This window comes from Fictibacillus sp. NPDC058756, from assembly GCF_042746035.1.
GTDB lineage: Bacteria > Bacillota > Bacilli > Bacillales > Fictibacillaceae > Fictibacillus.
Genome location: NZ_JBHYPU010000001.1, coordinates 2,589,546 through 2,607,631, shown reverse-complemented (window position 1 = coordinate 2,607,631; position 18,086 = coordinate 2,589,546). Strand labels below are relative to the sequence as shown.

22 protein-coding genes and 1 riboswitch are annotated in these 18,086 nt (G+C 39.4%); of the genes, 10 read left to right on the top strand and 12 right to left on the bottom strand.

Annotated elements, in window-relative coordinates; translation table 11 throughout:
* Positions 1-33 precede the first annotated feature (33 nt).
* Positions 34-639, top strand: coding sequence for a GNAT family N-acetyltransferase (locus ACFW35_RS13315; protein ID WP_379846350.1), 606 nt, complete (start codon positions 34-36; stop codon positions 637-639).
* A 276-nt stretch (positions 640-915) separates the two neighbouring features.
* On the opposite strand, the gene ACFW35_RS13310 is transcribed toward ACFW35_RS13315, so the two are convergent.
* From ACFW35_RS13310 to ACFW35_RS13300, 3 genes are all read right to left on the bottom strand, one after another.
* Complete coding sequence (locus tag ACFW35_RS13310; protein WP_379837018.1) at positions 916-1,422, bottom strand: DUF3231 family protein; 507 nt, start codon at positions 1,420-1,422, stop codon at positions 916-918.
* A 265-nt stretch (positions 1,423-1,687) separates the two neighbouring features.
* A complete protein-coding gene (locus tag ACFW35_RS13305; RefSeq protein WP_379846348.1) occupies positions 1,688-2,011 on the bottom strand; it encodes an ArsR/SmtB family transcription factor in 324 nt (107 codons plus the stop codon).
* Positions 2,012-2,431: an SRPBCC family protein gene (locus ACFW35_RS13300; protein ID WP_379846346.1), complete on the bottom strand. Its 420-nt coding sequence runs from the start codon at positions 2,429-2,431 to the stop codon at positions 2,012-2,014.
* Positions 2,432-2,567: 136 nt separating this feature from the next.
* Between ACFW35_RS13300 and ACFW35_RS13295 the strand changes: the two genes are divergently transcribed.
* Complete coding sequence (locus ACFW35_RS13295; protein ID WP_379846344.1) at positions 2,568-3,287, top strand: hypothetical protein; 720 nt, start codon at positions 2,568-2,570, stop codon at positions 3,285-3,287.
* Between the two features lie 23 nt (positions 3,288-3,310).
* Positions 3,311-4,147, top strand: a complete 837-nt coding sequence (locus ACFW35_RS13290) for an aminoglycoside adenylyltransferase domain-containing protein (protein WP_379846342.1) — start codon at positions 3,311-3,313, stop codon at positions 4,145-4,147.
* 15 nt (positions 4,148-4,162) lie between these two features.
* Here the strand turns inward: ACFW35_RS13290 and ACFW35_RS13285 are convergent, their stop codons facing one another.
* Complete coding sequence (locus ACFW35_RS13285) at positions 4,163-5,038, bottom strand: STAS domain-containing protein (RefSeq protein ID WP_379846340.1); 876 nt, start codon at positions 5,036-5,038, stop codon at positions 4,163-4,165.
* A gap of 287 nt (positions 5,039-5,325) precedes the next feature.
* On the opposite strand from ACFW35_RS13285, the gene ACFW35_RS13280 reads away from it, so the two are divergent.
* The 3 genes from ACFW35_RS13280 to ACFW35_RS13270 all read left to right on the top strand — a co-directional run bounded on the left by ACFW35_RS13280 (position 5,326) and on the right by ACFW35_RS13270 (position 8,385).
* Positions 5,326-6,516, top strand: coding sequence for a metallophosphoesterase family protein (locus tag ACFW35_RS13280; RefSeq protein WP_379846338.1), 1,191 nt, complete (start codon positions 5,326-5,328; stop codon positions 6,514-6,516).
* A 256-nt stretch (positions 6,517-6,772) separates the two neighbouring features.
* On the top strand, positions 6,773-7,309 hold the full coding sequence (locus ACFW35_RS13275; RefSeq protein ID WP_379846336.1) for a competence protein ComK: 537 nt from the start codon (positions 6,773-6,775) through the stop codon (positions 7,307-7,309).
* A 143-nt stretch (positions 7,310-7,452) separates the two neighbouring features.
* Positions 7,453-8,385, top strand: coding sequence for an acetamidase/formamidase family protein (locus tag ACFW35_RS13270; protein WP_379846334.1), 933 nt, complete (start codon positions 7,453-7,455; stop codon positions 8,383-8,385).
* A gap of 232 nt (positions 8,386-8,617) precedes the next feature.
* Here the strand turns inward: ACFW35_RS13270 and ACFW35_RS13265 are convergent, their stop codons facing one another.
* From ACFW35_RS13265 to ACFW35_RS13245, 5 genes are all read right to left on the bottom strand, one after another.
* Complete coding sequence (locus ACFW35_RS13265; protein ID WP_379846332.1) at positions 8,618-8,851, bottom strand: WGxxGxxG family protein; 234 nt, start codon at positions 8,849-8,851, stop codon at positions 8,618-8,620.
* Between the two features lie 180 nt (positions 8,852-9,031).
* Positions 9,032-9,328: a GNAT family N-acetyltransferase gene (locus ACFW35_RS13260; RefSeq protein ID WP_379846330.1), complete on the bottom strand. Its 297-nt coding sequence runs from the start codon at positions 9,326-9,328 to the stop codon at positions 9,032-9,034.
* A gap of 559 nt (positions 9,329-9,887) precedes the next feature.
* Positions 9,888-10,400, bottom strand: coding sequence for a GNAT family N-acetyltransferase (locus ACFW35_RS13255; protein WP_379846328.1), 513 nt, complete (start codon positions 10,398-10,400; stop codon positions 9,888-9,890).
* A complete protein-coding gene (locus ACFW35_RS13250; RefSeq protein WP_379846326.1) occupies positions 10,391-10,936 on the bottom strand; it encodes a GNAT family N-acetyltransferase in 546 nt (181 codons plus the stop codon). The genes ACFW35_RS13255 and ACFW35_RS13250 overlap by 10 nt, the downstream gene beginning before the upstream one ends.
* A gap of 13 nt (positions 10,937-10,949) precedes the next feature.
* Entirely contained in the window at positions 10,950-11,819 is an 870-nt protein-coding gene (locus ACFW35_RS13245) for an aminoglycoside phosphotransferase family protein (protein WP_379846324.1), read from the bottom strand.
* Between the two features lie 122 nt (positions 11,820-11,941).
* Here ACFW35_RS13245 and ACFW35_RS13240 point away from each other — a divergent pair, with 122 nt between their 5' ends.
* Positions 11,942-12,499 (top strand): class I SAM-dependent methyltransferase, encoded by a 558-nt coding sequence (locus tag ACFW35_RS13240; protein WP_379846322.1) that lies wholly within the window; start codon positions 11,942-11,944, stop codon positions 12,497-12,499.
* A gap of 83 nt (positions 12,500-12,582) precedes the next feature.
* Here the strand turns inward: ACFW35_RS13240 and ACFW35_RS13235 are convergent, their stop codons facing one another.
* Positions 12,583-12,726, bottom strand: a complete 144-nt coding sequence (locus ACFW35_RS13235; protein ID WP_379846320.1) for a hypothetical protein — start codon at positions 12,724-12,726, stop codon at positions 12,583-12,585.
* Between the two features lie 74 nt (positions 12,727-12,800).
* Here ACFW35_RS13235 and ACFW35_RS13230 point away from each other — a divergent pair, with 74 nt between their 5' ends.
* Positions 12,801-13,127, top strand: a complete 327-nt coding sequence (locus ACFW35_RS13230; RefSeq protein WP_379846318.1) for an antibiotic biosynthesis monooxygenase family protein — start codon at positions 12,801-12,803, stop codon at positions 13,125-13,127.
* Positions 13,128-13,439: 312 nt separating this feature from the next.
* Entirely contained in the window at positions 13,440-14,846 is a 1,407-nt protein-coding gene (locus ACFW35_RS13225; RefSeq protein WP_379847499.1) for a DHA2 family efflux MFS transporter permease subunit, read from the top strand.
* Positions 14,847-14,881: 35 nt separating this feature from the next.
* Here the strand turns inward: ACFW35_RS13225 and ACFW35_RS13220 are convergent, their stop codons facing one another.
* Together ACFW35_RS13220 and ACFW35_RS13215 are read right to left on the bottom strand one after the other, a co-directional pair.
* Positions 14,882-15,502 carry an AraC family transcriptional regulator gene (locus ACFW35_RS13220; protein WP_379846316.1) on the bottom strand — a complete coding sequence of 207 codons (621 nt, stop codon included), beginning with the start codon at positions 15,500-15,502 and terminating at the stop codon, positions 14,882-14,884.
* A 170-nt stretch (positions 15,503-15,672) separates the two neighbouring features.
* Entirely contained in the window at positions 15,673-15,810 is a 138-nt protein-coding gene (locus ACFW35_RS13215) for a bacitracin ABC transporter ATP-binding protein (RefSeq protein WP_379846314.1), read from the bottom strand.
* Positions 15,811-15,951: 141 nt separating this feature from the next.
* A riboswitch (cyclic di-AMP (ydaO/yuaA leader) is annotated at positions 15,952-16,091 on the top strand.
* Between the two features lie 143 nt (positions 16,092-16,234).
* Between ACFW35_RS13215 and ACFW35_RS13210 the strand changes: the two genes are divergently transcribed.
* Positions 16,235-18,061, top strand: a complete 1,827-nt coding sequence (locus ACFW35_RS13210) for an APC family permease (protein WP_379846312.1) — start codon at positions 16,235-16,237, stop codon at positions 18,059-18,061.
* Positions 18,062-18,086 lie beyond the last annotated feature (25 nt).

Sequence of the window (18,086 nt, the reverse complement as noted above, 5' to 3'; positions counted from 1 at the left end):
AAAAATTTACATTCATGGTTAGGAGAGGTTTGCTTGAATCATCAAATATTTTTAGATTTCCCCGTATTAGAGAACAATCGAATAAAGCTGCTGCCTTTACAAATTGAACATGCTAAAGATTTATTTCATATTAATTCACTTGAAGTATGGGATTTCATGCTAAAAAAAGTTAAAGAAGAGTCAGATATGGTTGAGAATGTAGCCAGTAAAGTAAAGCTGAGAGAACAAATGAAGGCATTACCTTTTGTGGTCATTCTCAAGGATACTAATGAAGTTGTGGGCACTACTAGTCTATATGAGATAGATTTTAACCATAAATCGTGTGAGTTAGGTGCGACTTGGTATGCTCCTAAATTTCAACGGACATTTGTAAACTCGGATTGTAAGTATTTACTTCTGCAATATTGTTTTGAGGAATTAGGCTTTGTAAGGGTGCAGTTCAAAACAGATGAGCGGAACATACGCTCACAGAAAGCTATAGAACGACTGGGTGCTGTAAGAGAGGGGATTCTGAGGAACGAGAAAATTCTTGAAGATGGTTTTATAAGAAATACCGTTCTTTATTCCATTATTAAGGATGATTGGAGTACTATAAAACAAGGGTTTAAGGATAGAGAAGAATCATATATCCCTAGCTAATAAAAGGTTACAATTCTTAGTAAAAAAAGAGACTGAATTAACAATGCACAATCCTGGAGCCAACTGCATTATGGTTATTCACCCACACCATACGAGTTCCACCATGAAGGGCAGTTTGTAAAGATAGGCAAACAGCTTGGTTATAACCTGCCGGAAACAGACCTTATTGAACCTGAAGTTCAGTTTTTAAAAAATAAAACTCGGTTGAAAAAATCGAAAAAGTTCTCTTGAATAATGCACATAAAAAAGAGCAAAGAAATCTTTGCTCTTTTTAAGTTACTCACTTGCTTTAACTTGTAATGGAGGGGGTACTAACCAACCTTTTTCTTTGTTCAACTTCAGCATCTTAGCACCAAATTGTGCTTTTGCTAAATGAAATTGTCCGTACATAACCCCAATGTCCTCACGTATACTTTGTCCGATCATGGAACTGCAAGCCACAAGTCCTGCTGCTACATCCTTTGATACAGAAGCACTGATTTCAGGATCAAGGAATCTTGCTCCTGGCGGAATATCTTCTAATTTAGCTACCGGACGCTCTGGTGGAGCAGGTGGTAAACCGATTCCATTCGCCTTTAGTAATTCTTCAATTTGCTTATTCTCATTCTTAAGTCCCTCAATCGCTTCTTCAACCAACTTTTTTAGATTGCTATCGCCTGTGTGATTAACATATACTTGGTATCCAGCAATCATTCCGTGGTTTGTTAGCAGGTGTGTCCAAGCTCCATAAATTTCTCCATAATGCATTGGCTCATCTTTTGGATTCCCACTTAAGATTCCCATAACGACACTCCTTATATTTTGTTTGAGATTCATTTACTTTCTCCTTTTATAGAAAAACGTAACAAAAGATAGTATGGGAATTATTTTTTCTTTTATACTCAGTGGGAATGTAAATATGGGAATTTAAATGAAAAATCGATTGGGTGAATAACAAGTGTGGTCATGTACTTAGGTCACTGATTTATGGGGTGTTAAAGTACTCCAATTAATAAAAGAGACTGAATCAAAAATGCAGCAATACTTGCATTTTGATCAGTCTTTTTCTTTATTTTTCGTCCTCAACCAGATGTTTCAGCATAGACAGCTTGTTCTCCCAGAATTTCTCATAATAGGAGAGCCACTGCTTCACTTCAGTCAGCGGTTCAGGATGCAGCTGGTAAATCTTTTCCCGGCCTTCTTTCCGGCCAGAGATCAGCTCAGCTTCGGTTAAGATATTCAGATGCTTCGTTACGGCGGTCCGGCTCATATCGAAATGATTTGCAATCTCCGAAATCGGCCGTTCACTTTCTGCGAGGAGCCGCAGGACTTCACGTCTCGTCGGATCAGCGATTGCTTTAAAGACATCATGTTTTTCAGCGGGTGCTGCCACTTAGCCCTCAACTACCTTTTTCAGTCTTTCATGAACGATGCTGACCCAGCCGCCGTTCATGCGGTCACGTATAACAGAACTCTTTTCGCCGGCCTTGCCAACAATCGCATCTTCATCTTTCCAGCCGCTGTGAATAAGAGTGAACTCCGTCTGGTCACCTTGTTCTTTTAATAAGAAGGTAACCACCCAGCCATCCGTATCCCAGCTAAAAGAAAGCTTATGAGGTTCATCGATCACGAGCACTTTGCATGGTGATGGTCCAAAAGGGGACTGGATATGAAATTCATGACCTTCTTCCGCTTTAAAATCGTTCGGCATGAACCATGAAGACATGCCTTCTGCAGTTGAAACTGAATTCCATACTTTTTGAATCGGTGCATCAAAAACAACAGTTTGCTTAATATCTTGTAATGCTGCCATAAATTCATCTCCTCAAAATATATAACCATTTGTTTCATGTTTAGGATATAACACCTTTTGGTTTCATGTCAATATAAAGGGATATATTACCTTTTTGGAGAAGTAGACTTTAATGAATGTTTATTGGAGGAAGCTCATGAAGCATGTTGCAACAATCCTATTATTGATAACGATATTATCTTTGTTATCCTCTTGTCGAAGTACATTTGGAGATTGTTCGCCGGTGGAAGCTAAATGGGCGGATACGTTGATGATTAACGACAACCACTACCAGCATGATTTTCCGGATCCTGATGATAAAAAAGAGATACAAGTGGAAAAAGGAAAGCTCCTTGGTGAAGTGAAGTATAAGATGGCGGATGACGCTTGCGAGGGCTATCAGATGAAAAATAACGACGCGACGCTGCTAGATGAAGGCACAAAGATTTATGCCATCAAGGATATTCCACCGTCACTTGCAGTAGTGGCTTATAACAAAAATGTCTTATCGGCGAGCAGAGTGTTTGTCGTGGATAAAAATGAAAAAGCCAAAACAATTGAAGAACTTTATCCGATTCAAGGATTAGTAAAAGGCATTCATATTGAAAGTACGTTAGACGGCAGGAGGATCCATACGTTTTCGCCTTCATCCACTGAGGCATTTCTTAAAGAGTGGCTGCCAATCAAGCTGCAACATCCCGAAAAGTTAAATGACGCTTGGGATGAGAATAAAATGATTTTCTTGGAGTTAGAGTTAGTGAACGGTATCACATTTAGACAAACGTATAATCTGGATTCCAAAGTCTTTCATTCGGGTGCAGTTGGTAATGCAGCAATCGCTGACATGATTAAGAAGGAATATGCTTCTATAGATTAAACACATGAATCGAGGTAAGCAGAATGAATCAAACATTACGTAAGAAAGAGCAGAACCGAGTACCTGTAGAAGTAAAAGAAGTAGTGAACGAATATTTTAAAATAGTAGATGAACGACTTCCAAACCTGTTGGAATCCTTTTATCTATTTGGCTCGGTTTCACTAGGTGCTTACCAGGGCGGAATGAGTGACATCGATTTCTATGCGGTGGTAAGACGCAAACTGACAGATGCTGATGTTGAAGTCTTGAAGCAAGTTCATCACGACAGGAAGAAAAATTATCCGAAACCGAGCCTGGACGGGATGTATGTGACGAGAGAAGATCTGGATGGAAGAAACGAAGGCGTTCAGTCATGTCCGTATTTTAATGAAGGGAAGCTGCAGATGTATCGTGCTTTTCATCGAAACTGGATCGATGCGTACCAGCTTAAAACGTACGGCATTGTGATAAAAGGACTCCCTATTGAAACGTATAACATCACAACAGATTGGAACCAGCTGAAAAAGAATCTGGTAGGAAACATCAACTCCTATTGGATGAACTGGACAAAAAGATGTGAAAGTGTCACTTCACTCCAATTTCCGGGTCTTTTTGTGAGCGGAAGTATGATCGAGTGGGGAGTGCTTGGTGTGACTCGACTCTATTACTCGATAAAAGAAGAGGATATCATCTCAAAAGTGGGGGCAGGGGAATATGCGCTCCAAACCGTTCCTGAAAAATATCATCAAATCATTCAAGAGGCGCTGAGGATCAGGAATCGCCATAAAAAGTCATGCTATAAATCCATATTCAAGAGAAGAAGAGACGCCTTGAACTACATGAAGTTTGTCATGAACGAGTGCAACAAACTTAATAAATAGAAAAACCACCATTCCTCAACGCAGGACTGGTGGTCTGTTTTTGTTATCAATCAATTTTCCATAGCCTAAGGCAGATAAGGCTTGCTTTAGATTCCCATTGGTCTGGACATCGCGCATATTTATTCCGAACGAAGAAGCAGTTAGCGCAATCTCTGGACGGATTCCGGTGACAATGACCCGTACACCGAGAAGGCGCAACGAATCGATCAGTAAGAATATACTTTGGAGCACTTCAGGTGTTAAGGTGTGAACCCCTGACAAGTCGATCACAAGTGAAAATATTTTATTTTCCACACAACGCTCCAGCGTTCTGATCTGGAGAATCTGTGCCCGCTCATGGTTAATTTCACCTATTAATGGCAGGACACCTATTCCATCAAAAAGAGGAACGATTGGTGCTGATAACTCATGAAGTGCTTGATTTTTTTCATTGACGATCATCTGATGATTTTTCACATATGTCTCACTAAAAGTATGTGAGGCGAAGTCCAGATTGATATCAATATTTTTGATGACACACATAACATCTTTGACAGAAAAAGATTCTATTATGGCAAGGTCTTCAATTAATATTAGTATTTCTTTTCTAATAAAAGGCAGCGGCAGCATGGCGACATCCAGTGATTGTCCATAATCTACAGCATACAATGCGGTCTGTTCAGCCCAGTTCATCAATACAATTTCAGCCTGATCACCTTCGAGTGTTAAGGTTGATCCGAGCAGCTTTATAAATTCCTGAATATAAGCCAAAGATTGTTTCCGATCAAGAGGCAGACCTGACATTTGCGGATGTCTGTCAAAACGCTGAGCTAAGATTTTATTAGATAAAAGGGGTGCTTGTTCTACTAAAGCTTGTCCGACTTTTATAAACGCTTCTTTATTAAGTTCCATTTTCAATAGCCTCCAATGAGAATAAGGATGGTTACGTATGACAAAGAGATGAACTTGTTATGAAATGGAACAATGAAAATTGCTTTTATATTAAAAATTCAATACTAGAAACATTTGTCCTTCTTTTTGTTTGTGCGATTTTCATTTTCCTATTTTATGGGGGCATTTCCATGTAAAAATTCATTTGTTTAATCATTGAACAACCTTAACAGTAACTAAACACTTCCTCCAAATTGAGTTGGTACGCTATCAGTGGTAAACCAGTACATAACATGGAGGGGTTTGGAATGAGTTCGAAACAAGTAAATCGTCGTGATTTTATTAAGATCGGCGGAGCGAGTACGCTTGCGTTAACAATCGGTTCGCTTGGTGACACGACGTCACTCTTTAACAAATCAGCACATGCTGATAATCATGAAGAAAAGGTTCTTCGATTCCATTCAAATGGTAAGTTCAAGGTCGTTCAGTTCAATGATACTCAAGATGACGAACGCATTGACCGACGTACGCTAGAGCTTATGGGAAAAGTGCTGGATGCAGAGAAACCTGACTTTGTTGTATTGAATGGTGACAATATTACTGGCGGATGTGATACGCCTCTTGAGATGAAGCAGGCGATGAACAATATTGCCCAGCCTATGGAAAAGCGCGGGATCAAGTGGGCTGTTACGTTTGGCAACCATGATGAGGATTCTACACAAAAAAGCGGTATTGATGAAAGTGAGATGCTGAAGTTTTACCGATCATACAAACATAATTTGAACGATAAAGGAGCAAACATTACAGGAACAGGCAACATGAACCTGCTCATTTGGGATGCTCAGGCAAAGAAAGCAGTGTTCAACTTATGGCTATTGGACGCAGGAAGATATGCACCTAAAACGATTGCAGGACAAGACTTTGAAGGTTATCCGACATGGGACTGGCTGCGATTTGACCAAGTAAACTGGTATAATGAAACTTCCCAAAGAATTGAGAACAGGTTTGGCTATAAAGTGCCTTCCCTCATGTTCATACACATTCCTTTATGGGAGCACCGTTATATGTGGTATGCGAGTGTTGACAGCCGGACGGAAGCAGATCATTCCCGTGCAGTGGAAAAACATCAAATCACGGGTGAAAGAAACGAAGATGAATGTCCGGGACCGTTCAACAGCGGTTTGTTTTCCGCTATGCAGTATAGAGGAGACGTAAAAGGAGTATTTTGCGGACATGACCATATCAATACGTATGCTGGAAACTATTACGGCATCATGCTTGGTTATAGCGGAAGCACAGGATTCGGTGCGTACGGACTCCCAGGAGCTGAGAAGAATAGACTTCGCGGGGCAAGAGTGTTCCATCTCGATTTGAGTAACGAGAACATTCTATCTGATACACATATGGTGTTCGCCAAGGATTATGGAATCGACCTGACAGCTAATGATCAGAGTGTAGATCCAGCACCATTTGAAGAAAAAGAAAAGGTGAAAATATAGTCGGAATTTAATAGACGAAAAGCCCGGGATTTTTAATCTCAGGCTTTTTTTGTTGAAAATGAATGAATTTCTAAATATTTTGAAAATTTATGACGAAAAAGGTAGACTTACAGAAAATGTAATGGTAATATCTTACTATATAGTACAACTTAGAGGGTATTTTGTACTATAAAACTTAACTAGGAGGTTAAACGGGGTAGTTGATAGTTTGGTTGATTAATTAAAAAACAAAAAACTGAAACGCAGGAGGAAATTAATGAAATTAACATTGACGCATGAGAAGGTTAAGGATTACGAGATCAACGGTGACACAATGGCGATCGTTCCATTTATTAATGAGAAAGGTGCTGTGTGTTCGGAAGTGTATGAACGTGAAGCGGTAATCCTGGTCGAAAAGAAACCCTTTCGGATCATCAAAGATAACTGCTTATACTATGGCGGTTCTTATGATGGAAAGAAGGAAGCAGCACGCATCAATATGGGCAAGATGTGCTTTGCTCCCATCATGATCGACTCAAAACTTGACCTGTATTTTTTTCCAATCCAATCACCACGAAATGATACCTGCATATGGCTTGCACAGCCGCACATCCGAAGAATTGACAGAACTGGTCATAAGCGTGCCAGCGTTATTTTTTCAAACGGCATGGATCTACCCATCGCTAACACCCGCGCTTCCTTAGTAGGAAAACTCCATCGAGCAGCTCAATATAGAAGTGTTCTTGTTAATCGAACGAATAAAAGAGAACGCGAAAGAGAACGAGAAAGAGATCGTGACCCGGTCCTTACATAGAACTTGAATATTGTAAAAGCGCCTGATGCGAAGTGTATCAGGCGTTTTTGCATGTTATGAATTGTTCACATTTGAGTATTCAACCGCCCATTTTTTTACAGTATGATGAAAAGGAAAACGGATACATAATGGGAGGAATTACAATGGCACACTACACTATTCATCCTGATCGTTCAACCTTACACGGCTCCTTCTCTATGAATTATAAACCTGTACTCTCGATAAATTCCGGAGACACCGTTCGTTTCAGTACGCTCGAAGCAGCATGGGGGTTAGAACCATTCATTAATAAAGGCGTTCGTAAAAAGTACGAACCGAGAGAACGGCCTCGCGATGGCGGTCATGCTTTATGCGGTCCGGTAAAAATAAGAGGTGCAGAACCCGGTATGACACTCGAGATTAAGATCAATGAGATTCGGCCCGGTTCATGGGGATGGAATAGTGCCGGAGGATTTCCTCATCCTGTTAATATAGCGTTAGGAATCGCAGAAGGTGAGGAGTTTCACCTGAATTGGAAATTAGATTCAGATGCCATGATCGGAGTCAGTGATAAAGGGCATAAAGTGGCACTAAGTCCTTTTATGGGAATCATGGGGATGCCGCCAAATGAAGCTGGAATTCACGGAACGGCACCTCCTCGTTTTTGTGGTGGAAACATCGATTGTAAGGAATTAATCGCAGGAAGTACGCTGTATCTACCTATACCGGTGTCTGGCGGGCTCTTCTCTGTAGGTGATGGCCATGCTGTTCAAGGGGATGGGGAAGTGGGCTGCCCTGCGCTTGAGTGCCCAATGGATGTCGTTGACTTAACGCTATCAGTCCGAGAAGATATAATACTATCAATGCCTCGAGCAAAAACACCAGCCGGTTGGATCACGATGGGCTTTCATGAGGATTTGAACGAAGCAACTACAATTGCTTTAGACGGGATGTTAAACCTCATGAATGAATTGTTCGGCTATGAACGAAAAGAAGCACTGGCTTTAGCAAGTCTAGTAGTAGATTTGAGGATTACGCAGATCGTCAATGGAGTACGGGGTGTGCATGCTGTATTGCCTCATGGTGCGATAAGATAATTAGCATATATATATAAACGACCAGAATTTTTATCTGGTCGTTTCTTATGTTGTTATTCAGTTAAAGCACCCGTTGTTGAATAAGAAAAATATAAGTTGGTTAAAAGGAAAGGCTGGTTTAAAGAGGATTGACACGTTATCGGCTTTTATAGAAAACAAACAAAGACAGCCAAATTAAATGTTGGCTGTCTTTATGCATGTTGAATTTATTGAAGTGAAAAAGTGTATATCATTAGTCTTTTCGGTCATCTCTTCTTCTTCTACCTAATAACCCAGCCAAACCAATTAAACCGAGCCATCCCCAATCCATATCATCATCGTCATCATTTGTTGCTGCAACATTTCTTGTCATGTTGTTTGTATCATTATAATTGTCATTATTATTTGCTGAAGCAATATTCCCACCAAGTAAAAGACCAATTGAGAGAACAAAAGCTGTAATAATTAATAATTGTTTTCTTATCATTAGAAATTCTCCTTTTAAATTTTTTTACTCACACACTTTATTCTTCCTTATGTATATGTTTTTATACTTATTGAATTTGTGAAAAATTGCTATCGAAACAACTTTTTTTGAATAAATTCAATTTTAATATCTCATAATATTCCCTGTGTTATATATCCTTTTAAGGAGTAAATCATGAATTTACAAAAAAGCTTTTGCAGCATTTGATTCCGCTGGTGTATTCAATAAGATTTTTTTGTATTGGCTTTGTTTAACTGTTTCCATTCCTTCTTGGAACAACTGATGAAAATGTCCCTTCCGTCGCTCACTTGGTTTCACCATGCCGCAAACTTCGACTGTAGATCCAAAAGGATACAAACCTAAAAACGCGACAAGTTCGTCTTTTTCATAATGAAAAAAGTCTAGTTGATAAGATTTGCGATTCTCTAGCATATCCCAGTTAAGTTTCAGCTGTATATTATCATGATTCTCACACACTTTTTGTAGTTTGTTAATATCTTGAAGTTGTTGTTTCGTTAACGTAGTAAGCTCCTTTGTTTTTTAATCTAAGTTACAAGCCTTTATTAGTTCAATAAAAAAAGCACATTCGTTTCTTAAAGAAATGCATCCGATTGTTGAACAGGATTTTGCAATTACTTAAATATTTAATATAAGATTTACCCCATAAATGGATATGAGTATGTAGAAAATGGTTACTGTCTGAAGCGTAAACTTAGATAATAATTTAATGCAGAATTTATATGTTAAATAAGTCACTAAAGCTGATAGGAAAGGACTAAAAGCGAAAACTGAGGTATATAGGAAAGCCCCATATTCCATTGATTCAGCAAAATATATATTGGAAGAAATCCATACAAAGAACATCCACCAACTGATTAAGGATGAGATTATAAAAATCAAATTATTCATCGTTTACCCCTTTGTACTTTTGAACATAATTTTACAAATAATGAGTATTTCCTTGTTCCACAATCCAGCACGTTTGCTGAATAACTATTTGTGTTAGAGAACTCTTTAACAAAGAAATTATTCTTTTTTATTTCCATTCTTCTTTTAAAATCGCGTAATAATACTCATCCCACCATTCGTTTCCATGGGGGATGCACTTTTTAAAATAACCTTCTCTTCTCATGCCTATCTTCTCCATCACTCGGTAGGATGGAGGATTCTCGGGCTGACAGGTTGCGATGATCCGATGCAAGTTCAATTCTTCAAATCCATATTTTAATACTGCTTGGGCTGCTTCTGATGCATACCCTTTATTGTAGTATTTCGGATTAAACACCCAGCCGATCTCGTACGTATGATCACCAAAATATTTATGAAAAGAAATGTGTCCAATCAGAATGTTTTCATCGAGCAGTACCACCGGGAACTGCTCTGGCTCTGCATGCCTATTTTTATTTATAAATTCCTTTGTGTTTTCTTTGGAAAGAACTCCTTCAGGGATGTATTTCATAACATGATGATCAGAGGTATACTCATGAACAGCTTCCCAATCATTTTCTTCAAAGTTTCTGATTAATAGCCTTTCTGACTTTAGATACACTGGCTTTCCCCCCATTCTTCTCGAAGCAGTCCCATCCGAATAGAATCATAGTATTCTCCGTTATAATACCGGCACTTTCGCAGTCTCGCTTCCATCGTCATTCCAAATTTTTCTCCGACCTTTATCATTCTTTCGTTTCCAGACCACGTCGTATAACCAACTCGAACGAGAGGCATGGTTGTAAACAGATGATGAATCCAAAGCCTGAGTGCTCTTGTACCATAGCTGCCGCTCCAGAACGCAGAATCATAAATCACAATACCCATCTCAAGCCAGTTAGAAGCTTTGTGCTCCCAATAGTAGCTTACCGTTCCGACCACTTCTTCATTTATTGTGATCGCCCAGCGGCTTTCTGACTGGACGAACTTTTCTTTTTGTTTCATGAACTCTTCAAAAGGAAGCGGCTTATGCTCGTAGTATGGAGCATCCCACTTTTTCCATTCAGGTGATTCTTCTTTATAGAGCAGTTCCCATAGTTTCGGTAGGTCCTCATGAACTATGGGTCTAATCGTTAATTCTTTATCGCTGTAAGACATATTTTCCCCCAAGTTATTTATTCATGGCAGCATTAACGATGTTTTTCCAATAATTCCAAGCATTAAGGTATTCCTCAAGATCCTCGGGATGATGCCGGACACATGATGCCATCCTGAAATACAGACCAATTAGAACTTCCTCGTGCAAAAATCTATCATTCTTGTTTTCGTAAGCTTTCAATAGACTCGCCGCTGATTGGATCGTTTCATTTGTTAAATCATCTGGTGAAGAACAAAATGCATAGATTAGATCGTACAGCGGTTCACCGTAAACAGGAGTCGGATCGATCACGCCAGTCAGTTTCTCTTCGGTAAAAATAAAGTTATGTACACCGCAATCCCCGTGCAACAAGAATGGTTGTGTGAACTCACGATTTCTGTTTGGGCTTTTTACTAGATCCAGAACGAAGTCATGATCTTCTTTTTCTAGATAAGGTTTTAAAATTGTTGATGACTCGTTCGCTCTGCTCAATAAGAAGTTTTCCCACGAATCGTTGAGTTCATCTGCCCAGCCCCAGCCGGCAGGTTCTTCAACAAATTTATATTGATTAATTAATTGCTCTACCAATGTCTGCAGCATCTCTTTTTTATTTTTACGAGGATAGTCAACAGCACCTGCAACGAATGAATAAATAATGTAACGGTAGGCAGGTTCTGTATATAAAAGGTCGGGCAGGAAATCCACATCCTTATAAAAAGCTAAATAATGAGACTCTGCCTTTAACACGTGTGGTTCATTAAACTTCACAACATATTTGTTATTTTCGCTGTCAAAGAGCAGATAGAGTTTGCTCGTTGTGCCGCCGCTTAACTGTTTCGTTTCTACTATTGTTTTTGAGATTCCAATATTCGTGATTTCGTCGATAATCGTCTTGATGTCCATACAAACACCTCCACTATCAATTTAACATAATTCTCCAATGTATATATAAGTGAAAAAGGAGATACAACAAAGTTAACGAAATAATAATCTTCCGGAAAAAAGCAATTATGGGAGTGAACGAGATGGCTGTGTCTCATTCAGATATAAAGGTCGTTATTGGTGCAGGGGAATTTAGGAACAATCCCGGCTGGATCCATACACAAGAAAGTGAGCTGGATTTACTGAATCCAGACACGTGGAATGAAAGATTTCAACCAAATTCAATAACCGCTATATTGGCTGAACATGTTTGGGAACACCTTACGTTTGAAGAAGGGATAGCTGCTGCAAGGCTTTGCTATGACTATTTAAAGCCGTCCGGATATATTCGCTGTGCAGTGCCAGATGGTTATTTTAAAAACGATGAATATCAAAGGATTGTTCAGATCGGCGGACCAGGACCGAAAGACCACCCAGCCGCAAGTCATAAAATCGTCTACAACTATCAGACGCTAACAAGTATGTTTGAGGCTGCAGGGTTTGAAGTGAGATTGGTAGAGTATTGTGATGAAGAAGGGGAATTCCATCAGTCTGACTGGAATGAACAGGATGGAGTCATTTTTCGTTCTAAGAAAATCGATCCTAGAAATCAGGAAAAACTCGCTTTTCCATCGCTAATCATAGATGCGGTTAAGCAATAAAATATTACAAACGTACCGAAACTATTCTTTTGCAAAGAAGACTTTAGTGAAATAAAAAAAGAGAAATAGGCGTCTATTTCTCTTTACAGGTTACCCTCTGAACCTTGTTCATACGCGATAACGACAACTTTTTTGTTCGCTTGCTGGCTGATCTTCTCTTCAAGGGACTGAATTTCGTCTACCAGATTTTCTGATAGATTTGCTGCTTTGAAGTCTTTCATGTTCATATTTTCATCTCTCCTTTGCAAAATTAGTCTTGCCACGAATGAAGCCGTGTATTCAAACTTTAGGAGGAATGTACATGAGTAACTTTGCAAAAACACCTGAACCGCCTTATTATGCGGTTATCTTTACATCTAAACGAACAGATGTAGATACAGGATATGGAACAATGGCACAGAAAATGGTTGAGTTCGCATCAAAAGAAACAGGATTTCTTGGTATAGAAAGTGCCCGTGATACCGAATTGGGGATCACTGTTTCTTATTGGGATTCATTAGATGCGATTCAAGAGTGGAAAGAACATGCCGCACATAAGATCGCCCAAGAAAAAGGGAAATCCGAGTGGTACAAGAATTATTCAGTTAGAATCAGCAAAGTGGAAAAGGATTATTCTTTACAAGGTTAATTTTTAAATCTAAATACCACGCACTTCTTTCTTTAGGAAGTGTGTTTTTTTTTCGGAATACCAACAAAAAGATGATTGTCAGTTTCTTCATAATTGTGATAGTATTGAATGCGAATGTTTGTTCTGTTGAAAATGTGTTAATCCTAATACTGCCTTTTTCATTAATCAAAAAGAACCAACAATAATAATCATTTCAATGGGTTGCGCGAGATTGTGCACACCATTTGAATGAAAGGAGAAAAAGTGAAAAATCAAGATCATTCTACTGAAACTGGGGGAACGTTCGGGAGCAGAGAGAACTTTTTATTGGTTATGATCATGATTCTCGGTGTATTTGTAGCCATCCTGAATGAAACACTGCTTAACGTTGCTTTGACAAAAATAATGGCTGACTTCGAAATCGAACCGAGTACTGCTCAATGGCTCACGACTGGATACCTTCTTGTTATTGGGGTTCTTATCCCGGTTACTGCTTATCTCATTCAGCGATTTACAACAAGAAGCTTGTTTCTTGGAGCGATGTCATTGTTTACATTGGGAACATTTATTGCGGCAATTGCACCAGGGATCGAATTCCTTTTGGTTGGAAGGCTTCTTCAAGCGGCAGGTACTGGATTGCTGTTTCCCTTACTAACAAACGTCGTATTTTCTGTCGTCCCTTTTGAAAGAAGGGGATCGGCCATGGGGACCATAGGTATTGTCATTACATTTGCTCCTGCGATCGGGCCTACTCTTTCAGGGATTATTGTCGAGCATTTCAGCTGGCGGGTACTCTTTTACGGCGTGCTGCCTATCGCACTGCTTGTTATCGTATTTGCCTTTGTAAAACTAAAGAACGTTACCGAAACGACGAATCCAAAAGTGGATCTGATCTCGCTGCTGCTTTCAACATTAGGGTTCGGGGGTATTGTATATGGTTTCAGCAGTTCAGGTGAAGGACATGGAGGCTGGTCGAGCAATGACGTTTTGATTCCAATTGCAATTGGAGTTGTTTCATTAGTGTTGTTTACTTGGAGGCAATTAACGATTTCAGAGCCGTTACTTAATCTTCGGACGTTTACGTACAGCATTTTTAGGATGTCGACATTAATCATGATGATTGTTATGATGGCGATGTTTTCAGCTATGATGCTGCTGCCGATCTTCCTTCAGAACGCGTTGGGATACAGTCCATTGAAAGCAGGTTTGATCATGCTTCCAGGCGGAGTTGTCATGGGGATTATGTCTCCTATAACTGGCCGTTTATTTGATAGATTCGGTGCTAAGTGGCTTGCTCTAATCGGATTAGGGCTGATTGCCAATACGCTTTGGCAGTTTGCTTTTATCGACTTAACCACTCCTTATATCAGCATCATGATTTTCAATACATTGTTGATGTTAGGTATTTCGATGGTCATGATGCCGGTTATGACCAACGCTCTAAACGAACTGCCGCCACCGTTATATCCACATGGAACAGCAATCATCAGTACACTTCAACAGGTAGCGGGTGCGGTTGGAACGGCATTGCTTGTTTCGATCATGACCAATAGTTCTGCTCGTTTTTTGAAGAGTCAGGGAATGGAGGAAGATGGAGTTACCATTCAGATCCTAGCCATGATTGCTGGAATGAAAAGCGCATTCTTACTCGCTTTTGGGCTAGTTGTGATCGCATGGATCGTTTCGTTATTTATTAAACGAGCGGTTCCGCAGGCTCATGCAATGAAAGCAGAGCAATGAACTGACAACTAAAAATCAAGCCGGTTATCTCAATTTTACAGAGATAATCGGCTTTTTTTAATCATATCCAAGTATTGCAGATCCCCTAAACCGTACTCTTTAAAATTCTTGAGAAGTTCAGCTGCAAGTTCATCATCTGAGAGATGTTGATTTTGTTGGATGTACAGCATGATAGCACTGTCTTCTTTTAGGTAATTTAAATATAGCTCGACTCCCTTCTTTAACGGGGGAAGATCAATCGTCCCAGGGCTCGTCTTATGAATCAAAACTTGTTTGTAAAGTTCATAATATCCTTGAGCTTGTAAGGGATAAATTTCGATAGGTTCAAACTGATCATCTACAATATGAAGCGTAATCGTACTTAGATAATTGGTCTGATCCAGCCAGGCAAGAATCGTTAAGTAATTAATCTGACAAAACATATCAGAATCAAACCATAACTCGATTTTTTCAAATTTGTTATTAAAAAGAGGCAACAGAGGTTGTAGCGTGACTTCGGCATACTCATCACGTGTAACATGGTGAACCTTTGAGCGAATCTCTGCAAATTCTTTTGAAAAAATGTCTTCAATCGTGTTTCCGTAGCACATCGCTTCGTTAAAAGGGAGCTTGATTTCATCATCAAGCAAGTGTTCGTTTGTGAAATACCTGTACATTTCTTGTCCGTTTAAAATATGTAGTTTGCGATTTCGGATCAGGCTAAACACCTCCTGTAAGTCATTAAGAGTACACCCTAATCTTCCTCATTTGCCTGAAAATAATCAAGTGTTAATGAGTAAACAAAAAACACTGTGTTTAACAGTGCTTTTTTCGATTCTTTAAGTTTTCATATTTCGGATTTCATTTCATTTGAATCCGAAATGACTTCATCCTGTTGCTCATCATTGCCGTATTGCTCATTAATTTCTTGGGCTAAGTCAGTTAATTCTTCATCGGAAAATAAGGGTTTTTTCTCTTTTGACATAGTAAACTCCTTGTAATAAAGTTCATTTTTAAGACTAGGCGGGGATGTATCTTCACTATGTACAATTTCTCCTTTACTTATTCTACATAAAAATGTTATTTACTTTTTTATAAAGCAGGAGTATTATTATCACAGTTTCAAATTTCTAAATCGCTGAAACCATTTGGTGCGGGGGACCCAACCACGGATTTTCAATAATCCTGGGGTGAATCCTTTTTAGGTAGGGCTACTCAAAGGCCCGAATCCGACAGCTAACTCCGTAAGCGTTTATGAGAAGGAAGGTGGAACTTGTGGATCCGAAAATATAAGGTCTGCAAGTCATTTTTCGTGATGACTTGCAGGCCTTTTTGTTTTTAGAAAATAAGTTAATTGGAAATGACTAAAAGAAGTAAATACAGTTTACATTCGGATGGAGAGTAGAAAAATGTTTACAAGCATAAAAAGATTCTTAATCGGCCGACCATTAAAATCGGCAGAATTAGGAGAACAAAAGATTAACAAAACAAAGGCATTGGCCATTCTTTCTTCTGATGCTTTATCATCGGTAGCGTATGGGCCGGAGCAGATCTTGATTGTTCTTGTGACAGTCGGAGCAGCTGCTTTTTGGTATTCGCTTCCGATTGCGATAGGAGTTTTATTTCTTTTAACAGCATTGATCTTGTCCTATAGACAGATCATTTATGCTTATCCCCACGGTGGAGGTGCGTATGTCGTTTCCAAGACCAATTTAGGTGTGAATCCAGGATTGGTGGCAGGAGGTTCACTGCTTGTTGACTACATCCTTACTGTAGCGGTAAGTGTATCCGCTGGAACGGACGCCATTACGTCTGCTTTTCCTGACTTGCATGATTTTAACGTTGAGATTGCGATTCTATTTGTTATTTTTCTTACCCTTTTAAACTTGAGAGGAGTTACAGAATCCGCTTCGATTCTTGCTTATCCTGTTTATTTGTTTGTTCTAGCTTTATTTATTCTAATCGTTGTAGGTATTTATAACATATATACAGGCGATGTACCGCAAAGTTTACATACACCGGTTGGAACACCCGTCGCTGGAATTTCATTGTTTATTCTCTTAAGAGCATTTGCTTCAGGAAGTTCTGCTTTAACGGGGGTAGAAGCGATATCAAATGCCATTCCGAACTTTAAAGAACCAGCACCTGTAAATGCTGCAAGGACGTTAATGATGATGGGAGCTTTATTGGCTATCCTTTTCTCAGGCATCGTCACGCTTGCGTATTTTTATGGAATCGTGCCAAAAGCAGAAGTTACCGTGGTTTCCCAGATTGCAGAAGAAACATTTGGACGGAACTTTATGTACTTCTTCATTCAAGGGACGACGGCTCTGATCTTGATTTTAGCAGCGAATACAGGATATTCAGCGTTCCCTCTGTTGGCTGTAAACTTAGCAATGGATAAGTTTATCCCACGTATGTTTTTAGTAAGAGGAGACCGGTTAGGCTATTCAAACGGCATTATCATTCTTGGTTTAGCTTCAATCCTTCTTATTGTTGCGTTTCATGCTGAAACTGAACATCTTATTCCGTTATATGCTGTAGGGGTTTTCGTGCCGTTTACGCTATCACAAACAGGAATGATGGTGAAGTGGCTTCGAGAGAAACCAGCAGGCTGGGTTCCGAAATTTATAACGAATACAACGGGAGCTTTGATCAGTTTTATTGTTACACTCATGTTCTTCTTAACGAAGTTTTCACAAGTGTGGTCCATCCTTGTCTTTTTGCCGATTATCGTATTCATATTTCATCGCATTAAAAAGCATTATGATGCGGTTGGAGACCAATTGAGACTGACAACATGCGAACCATCACCAGATATAAAAGGAAATGTGATCATTGTTCCTGTAGCCGGCATCACGCATGTTGTGGAGAATTCCTTAAAATATGCGAAGTCGTTAAATCCTGATCAGATTATTGCGGTATACGTAGCATTTGAAAGGGAAGATGAGAGAAAATTTGAAGAGAAGTGGGAACAATGGCAGCCTGACATTAGGCTTGTTACTCTGCACTCTCATTACAGAAGCATATTAGGCCCGTTAACTAAGTTTCTAGACACCGTTGCCCATAAAGCGAAAGAAGGCGATTATCAAGTAACGGTTGTAATACCGCAGTTCATTCCTAAAAAAGGCTGGCATAATATTCTTCATAACCAATCCAGTCTATTGATTCGTGCGTATTTGTTATATAAACGGGACATCGTGATCTCGACCGTACCGTATCACCTGAAAAAATAGCAAAAAAACCGTGTCAGCATTCTTG

Bases quoted from the DNA above. Each gene is read 5' to 3' on its own strand.
- ACFW35_RS13280 (WP_379846338.1), top strand. From the start codon at position 5,326: ATGAGTTCGAAACAAGTAAATCGTCGTGATTTTATTAAGATCGGCGGA.
- ACFW35_RS13310 (WP_379837018.1), bottom strand. From the start codon at position 1,422: ATGGGAATCTTAAGTGGGAATCCAAAAGATGAGCCAATGCATTATGGA.
- ACFW35_RS13250 (WP_379846326.1), bottom strand. From the start codon at position 10,936: ATGTCTTACAGCGATAAAGAATTAACGATTAGACCCATAGTTCATGAG.
- ACFW35_RS13275 (WP_379846336.1), top strand. From the start codon at position 6,773: ATGAAATTAACATTGACGCATGAGAAGGTTAAGGATTACGAGATCAAC.
- ACFW35_RS13295 (WP_379846344.1), top strand. From the start codon at position 2,568: ATGAAGCATGTTGCAACAATCCTATTATTGATAACGATATTATCTTTG.
- ACFW35_RS13225 (WP_379847499.1), top strand. From the start codon at position 13,440: ATGATCATGATTCTCGGTGTATTTGTAGCCATCCTGAATGAAACACTG.
- ACFW35_RS13220 (WP_379846316.1), bottom strand. From the start codon at position 15,502: ATGTACAGGTATTTCACAAACGAACACTTGCTTGATGATGAAATCAAG.
- ACFW35_RS13240 (WP_379846322.1), top strand. From the start codon at position 11,942: ATGGCTGTGTCTCATTCAGATATAAAGGTCGTTATTGGTGCAGGGGAA.
- ACFW35_RS13235 (WP_379846320.1), bottom strand. From the start codon at position 12,726: ATGAACATGAAAGACTTCAAAGCAGCAAATCTATCAGAAAATCTGGTA.
- ACFW35_RS13300 (WP_379846346.1), bottom strand. From the start codon at position 2,431: ATGGCAGCATTACAAGATATTAAGCAAACTGTTGTTTTTGATGCACCG.
- ACFW35_RS13290 (WP_379846342.1), top strand. From the start codon at position 3,311: ATGAATCAAACATTACGTAAGAAAGAGCAGAACCGAGTACCTGTAGAA.
- ACFW35_RS13270 (WP_379846334.1), top strand. From the start codon at position 7,453: ATGGCACACTACACTATTCATCCTGATCGTTCAACCTTACACGGCTCC.
- ACFW35_RS13210 (WP_379846312.1), top strand. From the start codon at position 16,235: ATGTTTACAAGCATAAAAAGATTCTTAATCGGCCGACCATTAAAATCG.
- ACFW35_RS13245 (WP_379846324.1), bottom strand. From the start codon at position 11,819: ATGGACATCAAGACGATTATCGACGAAATCACGAATATTGGAATCTCA.
- ACFW35_RS13215 (WP_379846314.1), bottom strand. From the start codon at position 15,810: ATGTCAAAAGAGAAAAAACCCTTATTTTCCGATGAAGAATTAACTGAC.
- ACFW35_RS13265 (WP_379846332.1), bottom strand. From the start codon at position 8,851: ATGATAAGAAAACAATTATTAATTATTACAGCTTTTGTTCTCTCAATT.
- ACFW35_RS13230 (WP_379846318.1), top strand. From the start codon at position 12,801: ATGAGTAACTTTGCAAAAACACCTGAACCGCCTTATTATGCGGTTATC.
- ACFW35_RS13285 (WP_379846340.1), bottom strand. From the start codon at position 5,038: ATGGAACTTAATAAAGAAGCGTTTATAAAAGTCGGACAAGCTTTAGTA.